Raw genomic sequence first — 14,934 nt, forward strand, 5'->3', positions numbered from 1 at the left:
AAGCTAGCGGTCTCGCGTCGGTGCGGCACGCGCTACCCCGGAAGGGATCAACGGGACGGCGCTGAGGGGACGAGACGTCACAGGAAAGAAACGTCATCCCCGCGCAGGCGGGGATCTCGTGAGGCGGGCGTCACATGGGCGAGCATGCGCGAGAGAGATTCCCGCTTTCGCGGGAATGACGGGGAGGGAGAGCGGGATTGCCCACGCAGCTTGCGCTCGAACACTTTACACTTCAAGGGTAGCAGAACGAATTATCTTCCGCATTTCTGCTCTGGAGATCATTTTTGCGTTTTTCCCGATCCTAGACGCCAAAGCGATAAATTTACGGTCGTTTGTCTCGGCAATAAATCTTTGAGCCGCGCAAGAAGCTAGAATTCTGTTCACGGCGCTGAGTTTCCGCCGCGTTGGAACACCTTTATAGCCGTAGAGCGCCGTCTGTGATGTCAAGGGAAGGTAAATCTCTTCAACTTTATCAGATTTATCCAAGAACGGTGTTACACGGCCGTTGGATTTTAAGAATGCGACCATAGTATCCGGCAGTACGAGTTCCCGTTCTTCGAAGTGAATGACTTGATAGGACAGATCGAGATAAGCTTCGCGTCGACCGATCTCTCGCACATCCATTCGCAGCGCTTTCAAATGGCCTCCTTTGACGGCCTCTCCCAAACGACTAGTCAGTACGCTGAGTATCGGTTGAAACTGAGCCATGAACATGGCCGTATTCTCTTCAAGAAACTGGTCGAGATTTGCTTTCAGCCAAGCGTTGGCGAGCACTTTCTGCTCGTCATTCAATCCCAATTCGTCAATGCCGTTTTGGATTACGTCAGGGTTATCTGCTGCGGCACTCCGCAGATAGTGCAACATATTTTGGGGTTTCGAGAGATAATGCCTTAACTCCCCCAAGAGGGAATCCGAGAGAAACATCATTTCCTCACGCAAAAACTTAGATCGTATTTCAAGGTGGGCAATAATTGACGCTATGGTCGACCGATCCTCAAGAGCCTGCTCTTCACCGTTCACTACGGATCGAATAAAGCCGTGTATCTCGCCCTCAAACTCTGTGATCAGGTCATCAGCAAGCGTGTCTTCACCTTCGATGTAAAAGTCTCGCTCCGCTCCAAAATTCGCTGTAGACGTAGGATAAGGGGGCTTGTCCTTGCTATAGACCCAAACTTGGACAGATTTTTTACTCTTGGTTCCGAAACCTCTTTGTAAAAGCTGGGGAACATGGTGGTTCTTTCTTCCCGACAAAAGCCCATCCTTTGAGAATTCGGACTAACTCATAGGTCAATCTATATTCGTAATCGAGGGCAGAACAAGGAAATCACTGTTTTTTGAAGGTGGGAACAATGTCTAGCACAGGCAGTCCACCCCCACCCTTACAACACATACCTCGACAAATCCGCCGAGCGCATCAGCTCGCCGAGGTTCTCCTCGACGAAGGCCGCGTCCACCGTCACGGACTCGCCCGCGCGGTCGGGGGCGGTGAAGGAGAGTTCCTCGAACACCCGTTCCATCACCGTGTAGAGCCGCCGCGCGCCGATGTTCTCGACCGACTGGTTGACCTCGGCGGCGATGCGGGCGAGCGCGGCGATGCCGTCTTCGGTGAAACCGACCGTCACCTCCTCGGTGCCCATGAGGGCGGTGTATTGGCGGGTGAGGGCGTTGTCGGTCTCGGTCAGGATGCGGACGAAATCGGCCTCGGTCAGGGCGCGCAGCTCGACCCGGATGGGCAGGCGGCCTTGCAGTTCGGGCAGCAGATCTGACGGTTTGGCGATGTGGAAGGCGCCGGAGGCGATGAAGAGGATATGGTCGGTCTTGACCGCGCCGTGCTTGGTGGAGACGGTGGTGCCCTCGATGAGCGGCAGCAGGTCGCGCTGCACCCCCTCGCGGGAGACATCGCCGCCGCGCGCGTCGGATTTGGCGCAGACCTTGTCGATCTCGTCGAGAAAGACGATGCCGTTCTGTTCGACCGACTCGAGCGCTACGCGGGTCACGGCCTCATCATCCAGCAGCTTGTCGGCCTCCTCGCTGACCAGGAGATCGTGGCTGTCGGCGACGGTGATGCGCTTGGTGGTGGTGCGGTTGCCGAACGCCTTGCCGAAGATATCGCCGAGGTTCATCATCCCCATCTGGCCGCCGGGCTGGCCGGGAATGTCCATCATGCCCAAGGGGTTGGAGCTGTCGGAGATCTCGATCTCGATCTCGGTGTCGTCAAGCAGGCCATCGCGGAGTTTCTTGCGGAACATCTCGCGGGTGCCCTCGCGGGCGTCTTCCCCGGCGATGGCCGTGATGACGCGTTCCTCGGCGGCCTGTTGGGCGCGGGTCTTGACGTCTTCGCGCATGTAGTCGCGGGTCTGGACGATGGCGCTGTCGACGAGATCGCGGATGATCTGTTCGACGTCGCGGCCGACATAGCCGACCTCGGTGAACTTGGTGGCCTCGACCTTGATGAAGGGGGCGCGGGCGAGTTTGGCGAGGCGTCTGCTGATCTCGGTCTTGCCGACGCCGGTGGGGCCGATCATCAGGATGTTCTTGGGGTAGACCTCGTCGCGCAGGTCATCCGAGAGCTGCTTGCGGCGCCAGCGGTTGCGCAGGGCGACGGCGGTGGCGCGCTTGGCGTCGCGCTGGCCGATGATGAAACGGTCGAGCTCCGAGACGATCTCGCGCGGGGTCAGGTCGGTCATTTTGTGATTTTCTCCACCGTCAGGTTGCCATTGGTGTAGACGCAGATATCGGCGGCGATGGACATGGCCTTGCGGGCGATGTCCTCGGCGGAGAGGTCGGTTTTCTCCGCGAGGCCGCGGGCGGCTGCGAGGGCGAAGTTGCCACCGGAGCCGATGGCGGCGATATCATGCTCGGGTTCGAGCACGTCGCCCGCGCCGGTGATGACGTAAAGCTGATCGCCATCGGTGACGATCAGCATCGCCTCGAGCTTTTGCAGGTATTTGTCGGTGCGCCAGTCCTTGGCGAGATCCACGCAGGCGCGTTGGAGCTGGCCGGGGGTGGCCTCGAGCTTGCTTTCGAGCCGTTCCAGCAGGGTGAAGGCGTCCGCCGTGGAGCCGGCGAAGCCCGCGACCACGTCATAGCCGCCGGGGCTGAGCCTGCGCACCTTGCGGGCGCTGCCCTTGATCACGGTCTGCCCGAGGCTGACCTGGCCGTCGCCTGCAACGACGACCTCGCCGCCCCTGCGCACACCGATGATGGTGGTGCCGTGCCAACCGGGAAAATCGCTCATGTCAGGGCCTCCGTTCTGGTCCGCCCTATATGGAAGGGGTGGGAGATGGGTGCAAGGGTGACGTCACCCGAGCAGGTCGCGCGCCACGCGGTGAAAGATTTGCGCGCCGATGGGGATCAGATCGTCGGGAAAGTCGTAATCGGGATTGTGGAGTGCTGCGTGATCGGTGCCCGCGCCGAGGAACAGCATGGCCGCTTTGGCGCTGTGGCCGAAGCGGCCGAAATCCTCTGAGGCGCGCATCGGCAGGCCGCTGTCGTCATGGGCGATACTGAGCGAGTCGAGTGCGTTGCGCAGGATTTGGGTCGCATCCGGGTGGTTTTCGCAATGGGCGAAGATATCGTGATAGGTGAGCGCGAAGGTCAGGCCATGGGCGTTGGCCGCCTCCTGCACGAGCGTTTCGGCGGCCTCGCACAGCGCGGCCATGCGATCATCAGTCAGCGTGCGCAGCGTGACATAAAGGGTGGCCTCGCCCGGGGCGATGCCGAAGGCGGGCGCGCCCATCTGGGCGTGGGTCACGGTGGCGAGGGTGAAACCATCGTCCTTTGGTGTGCCGTGGCTGAGCGCGGTGAGGCGCGGCATGAGGTGAGAGAGCGCCGCCATCGGCGAGGTGCCGTTTTCCGGCTCTGACGCGTGGGCGGATTTGCCGGTGAGCGTGACAGCCATGCCGCGCGAGGCGCAGTTCACGGGGCCGGGGATCAGGCCGACATGGCCCAGGGGCAGGCCGGGCATGTTATGCAGGGAAAAGGCATAATCCGGTGTAACAGTCTCGAATTGCGGATCGGCCAGCACGGCGGCGGCCCCTGCCCCGGTTTCCTCGGCCGGTTGAAAGAGCAGCACGGCGCGGCCGCGTGCCGGGCGCTGCCGTGACAGAAGTCGCGCGAGCCCCATCAGCACGGTCATATGCCCGTCATGGCCGCAGAGATGGCCCTTGCCCGGACGGGTCGAGCAGTGTGGCAGATCGCCCTGCTCTTCGATGGGCAGCGCGTCGAGTTCGCAGCGGAAGAGCACCGTCGGGCCGCTCTCGGCCCCGGCATAGACCGCGGCCACACCGTGCCCGCCGAGACCGGTCAGCAGGGTATCGGGCGGCGCGGCGGCGAGCGCCGTGGTGATGCGGCGCGCGGTCTCGGCTTCCTCGCCCGAGATCTCGGGGTGGCGGTGCAGATCATGCCGCAGCGTGATCAGCTCGGCGATATCGGAATTGGTCAGGGTCATGCGGCGATCATGCGCGTCTTGCGGCCAAAGAAAAGGGGCCGCGCGCTGCGCGACCCCAGTTCACGAGGTAATAACCTGAAGGTGTCAGATGCTGTCTTCGATCCAGCTTTGCAGCGCGGCCTTGGGGGCGGCGCCGGCGCGGTTCGAGATCACTTCGCCATTCTTGAAGATGAACAGCGCCGGAATGCCGCGCACGCCCATGGCGACGGCGGAGTTCGGGTTGCTGTCGACATCGACCTTGGCAACCTTGATCCGGCCTTCCATTTCGGTTGCCAGCTCTTCGAGGGCCGGGCCGATCTGCTTGCAGGGGCCGCACCATTCGGCCCAGAAATCCACCACGACGGGGATATCGGAATTCTTGACTTCGGCGTCGAAAGTGGCGTCGGTTACGGCAACGGTGGCCATGTGCATGTCTCCTAGCGGTCAGGGGTTCGACGCTGAACCTATGGAGCCGAACGGGTCGCGTCAAGCGATCCCGGCGGATTCGAGCGCCGCGCTCACGCTCTCGTGCGGCAGGCGCATGAGGGTGGCGGTGCGGGTCCAGAGGATCGCCGTCTCGATGCGCCGGTCGGGGTAGAGTTGGCCGAGGGCGTGGGCATAGGCACCCATCTGCCGCAAGAGGCCATCGGGGCAGTCGGCCACGGTGTCGGGGACCATCGCGTTGGTCTTGAAATCCACCGCCAGCACGTGATCGGGGGCGAGGATCAGCCGGTCGATGGTGCCATGCAGGCGGGCGGTGCGAAGGTCGGCGGTGATCGCCACCTCGGTCAGGGCATCACCGGCGAAAAGCGGGGCAAGGCTGGGCCGGGTCAGCACCTTTTCGGCCTCGGCCAGGAGGAGGGTCAGTTCTTCACCCTGCGCGGCGTCGGGGCCGTTGGAGAGAAGCCGGGCGGCTGTGGCGGGCCAGTCGGGGGCGGGCACCTGCGGCAGGAATTCGAGCAGGCGGTGCACCTGACGGCCGCGCCGTTTCGCCGCCTCTTCATCGAGGCCGTCCTCGCCCGGCAGGGCCTTGTCGCCGCCGAGATCGGAGGGGCTGAGCGTCTTGATCCGTTCGGGCGCGGGCGGCACGGGGCGTTCGAAAACAGGTGCGAGGGGCGGCGTGCTGCGCGTCTGCTGGTCGCTCGATTGTGTCTCTGTTTCCGCCCAAACCCCGTGCTTCAGGCGCAAGCCCGGCCCTTGGGCAAAGCTGTGGACGGCGGCCCCCGCCGTCTGCATTCCGCGCGCGACCATTTCATACCAGGTGTTGCCGCTTGATCCGAGGTCGCCATGCGCCGCGACGATCAGCCATTTCTCGGCCCGGGTCATCGCGACATAGAGCAGGCGGTCGCGTTCGGCCTCTTGCGCGGCGCGGCGCTGGTCGACGGCGTCGCGGATCACGGTCGGCATATCGGGGGCGAGCCCGGTCCAGAGCGGAACGTCATAGGGTGCGACGATCTGCGGCGTGGGCGATGCGCGCCAGGCGCCGGTTTCGGGCAGGATCACCACCGGCGCCTCCAGCCCCTTGGCGCCGTGCACGGTCATCACGCGAATCCGGTCGCTGGCGCTGTCCATCTGGCGCTTGATCTCGAGATCGTCGGTTTCCATCCAGACGAGAAAGCCGGTGAGGCTGTCGACGGCGCGCTGCTCATAGGCCATGGCCTGCGACAGGAGCGCGTCGATGCCGTCTTCGGCCTCGGCCCCGAGGCGGGCGAGGAGTTTGCGCCGCCCGTCATGGCGGGTGAGGATGCGCTCGATCAGCTCATAGGGGCGCAGGTAATCGACGTGATTGAGCAGGTCGTCGATGATTTCCAGCACCGCGGGAAACTCTGCGGGGCGATCGCGCAGGGCCTGCCAGAGGTAGCGCTGGCTGCGGTGGTGGGCGAGGTCGTACAGCTGGGTCTCGGTCCAGCCGAAAAGCGGTGATTTCAGCGCGGTGGCGAGCGACAGGTCATCCTCGGGCGTCGAGAGGAAGGAGAGCAGCGCGGCCAGATCGCGGACTGCGAGTTCCGCGCCGACCTTGAGGCGGTCGGCCCCGGCGATGGGCAGGCCCTGCGCCTTGCATTCGCGGATGATCTCGTGAAAGAGCGTCGAGCGGCGGCGCACGAGAATCAGGAAATCGCCGGGACGGATGCGGCGAAAACCGTCGCGGTCGGGGATCGTCTCGCCCCGGTCGAGCATGGCGCGCATTTCCGCCGCGACCTGCCGGGCCAGGATGATTGCCGGATGATTGGTGGCCTGCACGTCGACCGGCATGTGCCAGGCGGGGGGCTCTTCGCGCTCGGGCTTCTCAATCAGGGGCCAGAGATCGACGCGGCCGGGGAGGGTTTCAAAAAACGCTTTGTGACCCTCTTCCGGCGTAAAACCGCTATCCTCACTTTGATCGAAGCAGCAATCGACGGTGGTCAGGATGGCGCGGGACGAGCGGAAGGAATAGGCCAACACCCGCGATTGCAGCGGTGTGCCGGTGTTCTCCAGCCGCGCGCCGAAGTCGCGCTGCATGCGGTCGAATTCGCGGGGATCGGCCCCCTGGAAGGAATAGATCGACTGTTTCTTGTCGCCGACGACAAAGATCGTGCGGCGGGTGTCGGGGCGGGCGCCCTGCCCGCTGGTGAATTCTTGCGCCAGCCGTTCGATGACCTGCCATTGCACGGGGCTGGTATCCTGCGCCTCGTCGACAAGGATATGGTCGATGCCGCCATCGAGCCGGTAGAGCACCCAGGCGGCGACGGCGGGATCGGTGAGCAGATCGCGGGCGCGCAGGATCAGGTCGTCGAAATCGAGCCAGCCGCGCAGTTGCTTGGCGTGCTCATAGGCAGGCAGGAAAGCGTGGGCGAAGTCGTGCAGGGCGCGGGTTTTCTGGAGTGCGAGGACGGCGAGGCGGGTCTGGCGGGTGTCCTCGACGCGCAGCATCCATTGTTCGATCTGGTCGATCACGGGACTTAGGGCTTCGCGCGTGGCCTTGGTCGGGAACGTGCCTATCTTGGCGGAAAACGGCGATTTCGCGCCGGGGCCGGTGAGGAAGACATCCTCGAGGATCGGCAGGGCGCGGTGATCGAGCGTGGTGATCCGTGAGAGCTTGGCCGCGGCCTTGATGTCGTTGGACGATCCCGCCTGAAGTGCCGGGATGAGGTGATCGAGCAGGCTGGATTCATTGCCGAGGAACACACGCGCCTCGACATCGGCCATGCTCAGCCCCTCGGGCAGATCGAAGGCAGCGGCGAGGTCGGCGGCGTTGACTGGGCGGGAGAAACCGCTGCGGTGCCGGGTGATCTCTGCGGTCAGATCATCGAGCGTTTCGCCGGAATAGTGCCGCGCGAGGGCGTAGAGCGTCGCCGCCTGCGGGCCGGCGGCCAGATCCTCGACGATCTCGGTGCGCAAGAGGCGCGCGGTGCGATCCTCCATCTCGGTGAACTGCGGCGAGACGCCCGCCTCGAGCGGGAAGCGGCGGAGGAGGGCGGCGCAGAAGGAGTGAATGGTCTGGATGCGCAGGCCGCCGGGTGTCTCGATCGCCTGGGCAAAGAGCCGGCGGGCGCGGCGCAGGGTGTCGTTGTCGATCGTGGCCTCGTGACCCAGCTCGCGCAGCGCGTCCGAGAGATCGCGATTGCCCAGCATCGCCCAAGCGCCAAGCCGCTGGAACAGGCGGTTCTGCATCTCGCTCGCGGCGGCCTTGGTATAGGTGAGGCAGAGGATATGCTGCGGATTGACCCCGTCGAGCAGGAGGCGCGCCACGCGGTCGGTGAGCACGCGGGTCTTGCCCGATCCGGCATTGGCCGAAAGCCATGTGGAGAGGTCGGGCCGCGCGGCATCGACCTGGGCCTGCGTGGCGGCGTCGCGCGCGGTCATTGGCCCACCTCGCTTTCATCCGGTGGATCGGTCACGTCCCATTCGCCGAAGCGGGCGAGTTGGTCGTAGTCGCCGCGATCCTCGGAACTGTGCATGGCCCGCCGGGCGACATAACCCTTATGCGGGACTGAATAGGCCGAAATCAGCTGTTTGAACTCTGACCAGACCTGATCTGGGGGTTCCTCATCCAGCGGGGCGAAGACTTCCTTGGGGGTGCTGCCCAACCCGATGAAAGCGGCACGCATCACCGGGACCGGGCCGATATCGCCAAAGCCGCCGCGTTCGGCCATCGCGGCCTCGAGCAGCAATTGCTTGTCGAAGTTCTTTTGTTCCTTTGCCGTGGGGGGCGTGCCGGTTTTGTAGTCGTAGATATACATCCGGCCATGCGCGTCGAGATCGAGGCGGTCGGCCTTGGCCGAAAGGGTGAAGCCGAGTTCCGGCATCTCGGCGCGGCCCTTCTCTTCGAACCGCGCGGGCGTTGCCTGTGCGTGGCGCTCTGCCTCGGTCTCGATGAACCAGTCGGCGACCCGTTCCAGCCGCGCGAGCCAGAGCGCGCGCGCCTCGCCCCAGGGGACCTTTTGGGCCAGAACAGTCTCTGCAATATCGAGCAAAGTTGCGCGCGTGGCCTGTTCGGGGTGCTGCATGCAATGTTTGACGAACTTCTCCAGAATCTCGTGCAAGACGGTTCCGCGCAGGAGTGCGTCGGGCAGTTTCATCAGCGGATCGAGCGGGCGCAGGCGCAGGACGTGGCGCGCGTAGATCGCGTAAGGGTCGCGGATCAGGCGTTTGATTTCCGTGACGCTGAGGTGATCGGGTCGCGCGGCGGCGGGCGGTGCGGGGGCCGGGCGCGGGGCGCGCGGCACCTCGCCGGGGGATTCCAGTGCTGCGACCTGATCGAGCCACGCCTGCCCGCGGGCGCGCGTGGCGGCGAGCGCCTCGGGGCCGCCCTGACCGGGCAGGCCCGAGAGCAGGTTCTGCACCCGGTTGAGCCAGCGCGACACCACGGTTTCGGCATCGTCCGAGCGCACCGAGCGGGTCAGCCAGACCTCTTTCGCAGCAACCGCCTGCTGGAAATCATGCGCCGAGAGGCCGATGCGGCGTTCGGGCAGCAAGAGCCCGGCCTGATGGCGCAGCGCGCGGTTGAGCCAGGGGTCGGGCTTGGGCGCCTCGGGCCAGCTGCCCTCGTTGAGACCGGCGAGAATCAGCAGGTCGGCGCCCTGCACCCGCGCCTCGAGCGTTCCCCAGATCAGGATTTGGGGGTGCGGTTCGGTCGGGTCGCGGACCTCTTCGCCGGAGAGGATGCTGTGAAAGAGGCTGGCGTAATCCGTGGCGTTGAGCGCGCCCGCGACGCCCGCCTCATCACGCAGCGAGGTGATGAGTTTGAGTGCGTCTTGACCTGCGTCCTTTTGCCAGAGCGTGCCGGATCCGTCCTCGCGACAGCCCTGCGCGATGCGTTCGGCGAGCGTGACATGTGCCTCGACGCGGGTGTCGAGCGGGGCATCGTCGGGCTGCGCGCGGTCGGTGAAACAGGCGCAGAGCCAGTCGATCCAATCGACAAGGAACGGGTCGGGGTCCTCCCCGATCCACGCCGTCAGGCTGTCGCGGGTCGGGTAGGGTGGCCCGTTGCGGCGCAGGTGCAGTTCCAGATCGCGGGTCAGGCGCAGGTGGTCGTTGCGCGCGGTGCCGCGATGGGTGAGCGGGTGCTTGAGCAGGGTCAAGAGTGCCTCGGCGCTGAGCGGGTGGCGGAAGAGATCGGCCACATGCCGCAAGAGCCGCCCCGGCGGGGAGAGGTGCAGCGGCTGACCGGCGCTGTCGTCGGGCAGGATGTGCCAGCGGTCAAGCGCGGCGGTCACCTGACGGGTGAGCGTGCGGTCGGGCGTGATGAGGGCGGCGGTCTGGCCGTCCTCGGCGGCCTGCCGCAGACGCATCGCGATGGCGAGCGCCTCGGTGCGGGTCGATTGCGCCTCGATCAGGGTGACATCGGCCATGGCGGGGGCGAGGTCGCGCAGGTTCGGCCCGTCGCGCAGCCATTGATCGGTGACCGGCGCGGGGCGCAGGGCGAGCGAGACGAGCGCGTTGCGCGCGGGGTGCGGGGGAGTGTCGTCGGACCAAGATGCGATGTCCTGCGGGGCGATGCCCGCGCCTTGGGCAAAACGGACGAAGCGGTATTGCGGGTGGTCCTCGGAGGTCATCGGATCGGCGAGCGCGTCCCAGACATGGGCGGGCGTGTCGAAATCGAAACCGGGTAGCACCACCGCGCCTTGCGGCAGCCGTGCCACCGCCTGCATCAGGAGTTGCGTGGCCCCGCGCGAGCCGGTGGATCCGGCGACGATGATCGGCGATTCCGGCGGTTTTTCGGCCCAGAGATCGGCCAGCCGCTCGATCACGAGGCGTTGCCGGGTTTCGACGTCGGGGTTCTCGGGATCGGCCTCGAAATAGTGACGAACAATGCCCAGGAACGACTTTATCCGCGCCCAGTGGCCGGATTGATCGGTGACGTCGAGATCCTCGATCACCTGTGCCGGCACGCCTTCGCCGTGCATTTCGTCCATCAGACTGGCGAGGCTGTCGGAGAGATCGAAGATCGCGCTGCGCGGGGCGAGGTCGGGCTGAGTGTCGAGCAGGGTCGAGATCAGCTGCACCAGTTCCAGCCGCCGACGCAGGCGCGGCACCGGGTCGGGGATATGCGCGAGATCCCACATTTCGCCGAGATCGGTGACCAGGCTGATGCGCGGCAACAGGCAGGGCGGGCCCTGATCGAAAAGGTCGCGGATGCGGCGGGCCATGCGGCGGGTGTTGACGATGAGGGTGACCCGGGCGAGCGTCTCGGGCGGTTGACCGGCATGGCGGGCGCGCAGCCCCTCGACCAGCGCGCGCGGAAAGTCCACGCCGGGGGCGAGGCCGAAGACGCGGGGGGTGTCGGAGGGGTCAAACATCGCGCTGTCCCAGCATCGCCTCGGCCTGGTCGATGCCGTCGGGGCGGCCGACGTCGCACCATTGGCCGGGATAGGGCAGGGCGCTGAGGCGGGTCTTGGCCAGCATGCGATCCCAGAGGAGGTTGAGCGAAAAGGCGGGGGCGTCGATCTCGTGCAGCAGGTCGGGTTTGATGATCTGCACGCCGGAATAGATCAGGCCGGGGCCGCGCGTGGCGCGTCTGTCCTCGGCGACCTGGAAATCGCCGGTGCCGGAATGGCCGATGGCCTGCGCCCTGGGGATGCTGAGGAGGAGCGCGTCCATCTCGTCGGGCTGCCATGCCTCGGCGAGGAGGACAAGTGGGTTTGGGCCCTGCCAGACCGCGTCGGTATTCATGGTAAAGACCGGACCGGGGCCAAGGAGCGGCAGGGCGGCGCGCAAGCCGCCGCCGGTTTCGAGGATGTCGGGTGTTTCGTGGGAAAAGAGGATGTCGCGCCCGGCGAGATGGGTGGTGATCTGGTCGGGCAGGTAGTGCAGGTTGACCACCGTACGGGGCGGGCCGTAGGCGGTGACGAGATCGAGCGTGTGGTCGATGAGCGGTTTGCCCGCGACCTCGATCAGCGGTTTGGGGCGCGTTCTCGTCAGCGCGCCCATCCGTGTGCCGAACCCGGCGGCAAAGAGCATGACCGGCAGTGTCATGTCGCGCGCTGCTCTTTGAGGTGGGTCAGGATGGTGGGGGTGGGCGCGGGGAGTGTGCTGTGCACGAGGGAGGCGAGAGGGGCGAGTGCGGGATGCGCGAGGTCACGTTGCAAGAGACCCCAGACGCGCGGGATGAGGTCAATGTACTGCGCCTTGCCGTCGCGCAGGCAGAGCCGGGCGAAGACCCCGAGGATGCGCAGGTTTCGCTGGGCGCCCAAGGCGGAATAGGCGGTGGTGAACCTGTCGGGATCGATATCGGCGGCGGCAATGTAATGGGCGATCATCGCGGATTCGGTGGCGGGGGCGACATCGCGGCGGGCGTCTTGGAGGACCGAGACCAGATCATAGGCGCGGTGGCCGCGCATCGCGTCCTGAAAATCGAGCAGGCCGACGCGGGCCATGCCCGACCGCTCGGGCAGCCAGAGCAGGTTTTCGGCGTGATAGTCGCGTTGGATGAGCACGTCCGTTTCGGGGGCGTGGAGCTGAAGCCGGTCGTGCATCGTGGTGTGGAATTTGGCGCGCGCGGGGCTTTCCTCACCGGTGGCGCCCTTGAGATACCAGTCGAAGCTGAGCGCGGCCATGTCGGCCATGAGTTGCGGGGAGTAGGGCGGCAGGTCGGCCGGTGGGGCGTGCTGGTGCAGCGCGACGAGGACGTCAGTTGCGGCGGTATAGAGCCGCATTTCTTCGTCTGGCGTGCGTTCCAGAACGCGGGCGAAGAGCGCGTCGCCGAGATCTTCGAGGATGAGAAAGCCGCGGGTTGCGTCCTCGGCCAGAATGGCCGGGGCGGAGAGGCCAAGACCCGTCAGATAGCGGGCGATGCGAGTGAAGGGGCGGGTATCCTCGCCCTTCTCCGGGGGGGCATCCATCAGCACGGCGCGCGCGCCATCGGGGCGATGCAGGCGCAGGTAGCGGCGATTCGAGGCGTCACCGGCGAGCGGGCGTGCCTCGGCGGTGTGCCAGTCGGTCGCGGCGAGGAAATCGGCCATGGCGGCGCTGCGGTCAGTCATCGGTGAGCCCCTTCAGCCGCGTTGTCCAGCGCGGATCGGACCATGTGAGCGTGAGGTGGCGTGTGTCCTCGGCCTTGCCGGGTGCAAAATCGAGGGTGAGGGCGCCGGGAGGGGCCAGATCGCCGAGGCGGTCGGGCCATTCCACGAGGGCGATGGCGGTCTCGAACGCCTCGGTGAGGCCGAGTTCGATCACCTCGGTGGGGTTACTGAGGCGGTAGAGATCGGCATGCCAAATCTCGCAAGGGATGCCGGGATAGGTCTGCACCAGCGTGTAGGTGGGTGAGGGCACGTCTTCGGGTGTGGGCAGCAGCGTGCGGATCAGGCAACGGGCGAAATGGGTTTTGCCCGCGCCGACGCCGCCGGAAAGCAGCAGGACGTCACCGGCCGACAGCCGCCGCCCGAGCGCCTGCGCGAAGGCGCAGGTCGCATCGGGGCTGGCAAGGGTGAGGGTGCGGCAGGGTCCGGACATGGCCTGACACTACACGCGCCACGCCTGCCCGCAAGCCGGATCAGCCGGTGCGTTCGTGCATCAGGGCCGCGCCTTTTGCTGCGTGATGGCAGAGCGACAGCATGGTGTTTCCCCGACCCAGCGGTATGTGCCGCAGGTTGATCCGTCCGGTCCCGTTCGCGAGCGCCACGCTTTGTGAAAGTGCAGATCCGGTCGCGATGCCTTGCTCAATTTCGGGCCAGACGGTCGTTTGCGGAAACCGCGCCTGACAGGCGGCGATGACGTCGCGCAGTGTCATGTCCGTGAGGCTTTTGTCCGGGTCCATGCCCAGAAGCGCGCCGAAGCCGGTATTGCAGAACATCAGACGATGATCCGGCGACAGCACGGCGACCGCATCGGTCAGATGGTCGAGCGCGGCCTGCCGGACATCCATTTCAGTGCGATGGTGACGCGACGCGGAGACTTCCAGCGTGATATCCTCGAACAGGAAGGCCACGGCGCCGTTGGGATGGGGCCGCCCGGTGATGCGATAGGTCTGGCCGGACACCAGGCTCCAGCAGTCTTGATAGAGCCCGCCGCGCGCGGCGCCGACCATATCGGTGATCTGGCTGCGCCAGTTGGCGTAATTCTTGGGCTCCGGCATGACCTGCGCCTCGCGCAGCATGTCGAAAAAGCTCATGACATTGGGGCGGGCGCTGAGAAACCCGACCGGCAGGCCGGTGAGGTCGATCAGGGCCGGATTGAACAGCGCCAGCGATTTCGCATGATCGAACACCGCCAGCCCGGTCGGCAGATCGGCGAAGGTGCGCCCCAGGGTCTGCACGAAATCGCGCTGTGCGGTTTCGGCGCTGACAAGCGCGGTGACATCGCAGGCGTAAAAGGCGTGTCCCGCCTGCATGCAGGTGACGGTGAGATCGAACCAGCGATCCGGTGCGGTGCCGTCGGCATCGGGGACGCTGATGCGCTGGGTTCGGGTTTCGGTCGGCTCGGGCAGCGGGCCGAGCGCGGCGGTCATTCGGGTGATGCTCTCGGGGCGGAACGCGCGGGCCGCGTCGTTCTGCCAGATCAGCTTGCCATCCTGGCCCAGAATCCAGACCGGTTGCGGTGCCCTGTGCAGCGCCGCCTTGGGCACATCCAGCACCATCAGGCGGCGTCGCCCTTCGTGCAGATGCGCCGGGCAGGACGGCCCGCCCTCGTGCAGGGTGGCGCGCAGGCTGTGGGCGCTGAGTTGCAGTTCGAGCCGCGCGGGATCATCCGGCAGGGTGCTGTCGAATGTCAGCGGTTTGCCCGCCGTGATGCTGAGCGGATCGGAGGGCAGGGTGCCGAAGCGAAAGGCCAGCCAGTCCCGAAAGCGCGACCAGTCGTCATCGGCAGCATCGCTGTTGTCGGGCCAGAGGGCACCGGCGTCATGGTCGATCAGGGTCGCGCCGCGAAACAGGAAATGACACTCCGGCACGGCGGGAAGTTCGGCCCGGCGTCGGGCCGGGCCGGGCAGCAGCCCCGCGAGCCAGATCACGGCGAGCGAGACCAGCGCAGCGCCAGCGAGGAGGGCCGCGATTTCCGTTATCGTGATCGTTGCCATCAGGCACCTCGTC

General features: G+C 65.8%; 11 protein-coding genes. All 11 read right to left on the minus strand.

From position 1 onward, the window contains the following. Window positions 1–225: 225 nt before the first annotated feature. The 11 genes from ACSSV4_RS01925 to ACSSV4_RS01975 all read right to left on the minus strand — a co-directional run bounded on the left by ACSSV4_RS01925 (window position 226) and on the right by ACSSV4_RS01975 (window position 14,921). Window positions 226–1,251 (minus strand): DUF4238 domain-containing protein, encoded by a 1,026-nt coding sequence (locus ACSSV4_RS01925; protein ID WP_454273078.1) that lies wholly within the window; start codon window positions 1,249–1,251, stop codon window positions 226–228. 128 nt (window positions 1,252–1,379) lie between these two features. Beyond that, window positions 1,380–2,687, minus strand: a complete 1,308-nt coding sequence (gene hslU, locus ACSSV4_RS01930; protein WP_454273079.1) for an ATP-dependent protease ATPase subunit HslU — start codon at window positions 2,685–2,687, stop codon at window positions 1,380–1,382. After that, complete coding sequence (gene hslV / locus ACSSV4_RS01935) at window positions 2,684–3,238, minus strand: ATP-dependent protease subunit HslV (RefSeq protein ID WP_454273080.1); 555 nt, start codon at window positions 3,236–3,238, stop codon at window positions 2,684–2,686. The genes hslU and hslV overlap by 4 nt, the downstream gene beginning before the upstream one ends. A gap of 63 nt (window positions 3,239–3,301) precedes the next feature. Further along, window positions 3,302–4,450: an amidohydrolase gene (locus tag ACSSV4_RS01940; RefSeq protein ID WP_454273081.1), complete on the minus strand. Its 1,149-nt coding sequence runs from the start codon at window positions 4,448–4,450 to the stop codon at window positions 3,302–3,304. Between the two features lie 84 nt (window positions 4,451–4,534). Further along, window positions 4,535–4,855 carry a thioredoxin gene (gene trxA, locus ACSSV4_RS01945; protein ID WP_454273082.1) on the minus strand — a complete coding sequence of 107 codons (321 nt, stop codon included), beginning with the start codon at window positions 4,853–4,855 and terminating at the stop codon, window positions 4,535–4,537. A 60-nt stretch (window positions 4,856–4,915) separates the two neighbouring features. Beyond that, a complete protein-coding gene (gene addA, locus ACSSV4_RS01950; protein ID WP_454273083.1) occupies window positions 4,916–8,272 on the minus strand; it encodes a double-strand break repair helicase AddA in 3,357 nt (1,118 codons plus the stop codon). Beyond that, a complete protein-coding gene (addB, locus tag ACSSV4_RS01955) occupies window positions 8,269–11,208 on the minus strand; it encodes a double-strand break repair protein AddB (RefSeq protein WP_454273084.1) in 2,940 nt (979 codons plus the stop codon). The genes addA and addB overlap by 4 nt, the downstream gene beginning before the upstream one ends. Beyond that, entirely contained in the window at window positions 11,201–11,884 is a 684-nt protein-coding gene (locus ACSSV4_RS01960; RefSeq protein ID WP_454273085.1) for a nucleotidyltransferase family protein, read from the minus strand. Before ACSSV4_RS01960 ends, addB begins: the two co-directional genes overlap by 8 nt. After that, window positions 11,881–12,891: an aminoglycoside phosphotransferase family protein gene (locus tag ACSSV4_RS01965; protein ID WP_454273086.1), complete on the minus strand. Its 1,011-nt coding sequence runs from the start codon at window positions 12,889–12,891 to the stop codon at window positions 11,881–11,883. Before ACSSV4_RS01965 ends, ACSSV4_RS01960 begins: the two co-directional genes overlap by 4 nt. Beyond that, window positions 12,884–13,360 (minus strand): tRNA (adenosine(37)-N6)-threonylcarbamoyltransferase complex ATPase subunit type 1 TsaE, encoded by a 477-nt coding sequence (gene tsaE, locus ACSSV4_RS01970; RefSeq protein ID WP_454273087.1) that lies wholly within the window; start codon window positions 13,358–13,360, stop codon window positions 12,884–12,886. The genes ACSSV4_RS01965 and tsaE overlap by 8 nt, the downstream gene beginning before the upstream one ends. Before the next feature lie 40 nt (window positions 13,361–13,400). After that, window positions 13,401–14,921: a PAS-domain containing protein gene (locus tag ACSSV4_RS01975; RefSeq protein ID WP_454273088.1), complete on the minus strand. Its 1,521-nt coding sequence runs from the start codon at window positions 14,919–14,921 to the stop codon at window positions 13,401–13,403. Between the last annotated feature and the right edge of the window lie 13 nt (window positions 14,922–14,934).

The organism is Roseovarius sp. MBR-154 (genome assembly GCF_053628595.1).

Excerpts from the sequence above, each read along its gene's own strand:
- addA (WP_454273083.1), bottom strand. The coding sequence starts at position 8,272 with ATGACCGCGCGCGACGCCGCCACGCAGGCCCAGGTCGATGCCGCGCGG.
- addB (WP_454273084.1), bottom strand. The coding sequence starts at position 11,208 with ATGTTTGACCCCTCCGACACCCCCCGCGTCTTCGGCCTCGCCCCCGGC.
- trxA (WP_454273082.1), bottom strand. The coding sequence starts at position 4,855 with ATGGCCACCGTTGCCGTAACCGACGCCACTTTCGACGCCGAAGTCAAG.
- ACSSV4_RS01940 (WP_454273081.1), bottom strand. The coding sequence starts at position 4,450 with ATGACCCTGACCAATTCCGATATCGCCGAGCTGATCACGCTGCGGCAT.
- ACSSV4_RS01960 (WP_454273085.1), bottom strand. The coding sequence starts at position 11,884 with ATGACACTGCCGGTCATGCTCTTTGCCGCCGGGTTCGGCACACGGATG.
- ACSSV4_RS01975 (WP_454273088.1), bottom strand. The coding sequence starts at position 14,921 with ATGGCAACGATCACGATAACGGAAATCGCGGCCCTCCTCGCTGGCGCT.
- hslV (WP_454273080.1), bottom strand. The coding sequence starts at position 3,238 with ATGAGCGATTTTCCCGGTTGGCACGGCACCACCATCATCGGTGTGCGC.
- tsaE (WP_454273087.1), bottom strand. The coding sequence starts at position 13,360 with ATGTCCGGACCCTGCCGCACCCTCACCCTTGCCAGCCCCGATGCGACC.
- ACSSV4_RS01965 (WP_454273086.1), bottom strand. The coding sequence starts at position 12,891 with ATGACTGACCGCAGCGCCGCCATGGCCGATTTCCTCGCCGCGACCGAC.
- hslU (WP_454273079.1), bottom strand. The coding sequence starts at position 2,687 with ATGACCGACCTGACCCCGCGCGAGATCGTCTCGGAGCTCGACCGTTTC.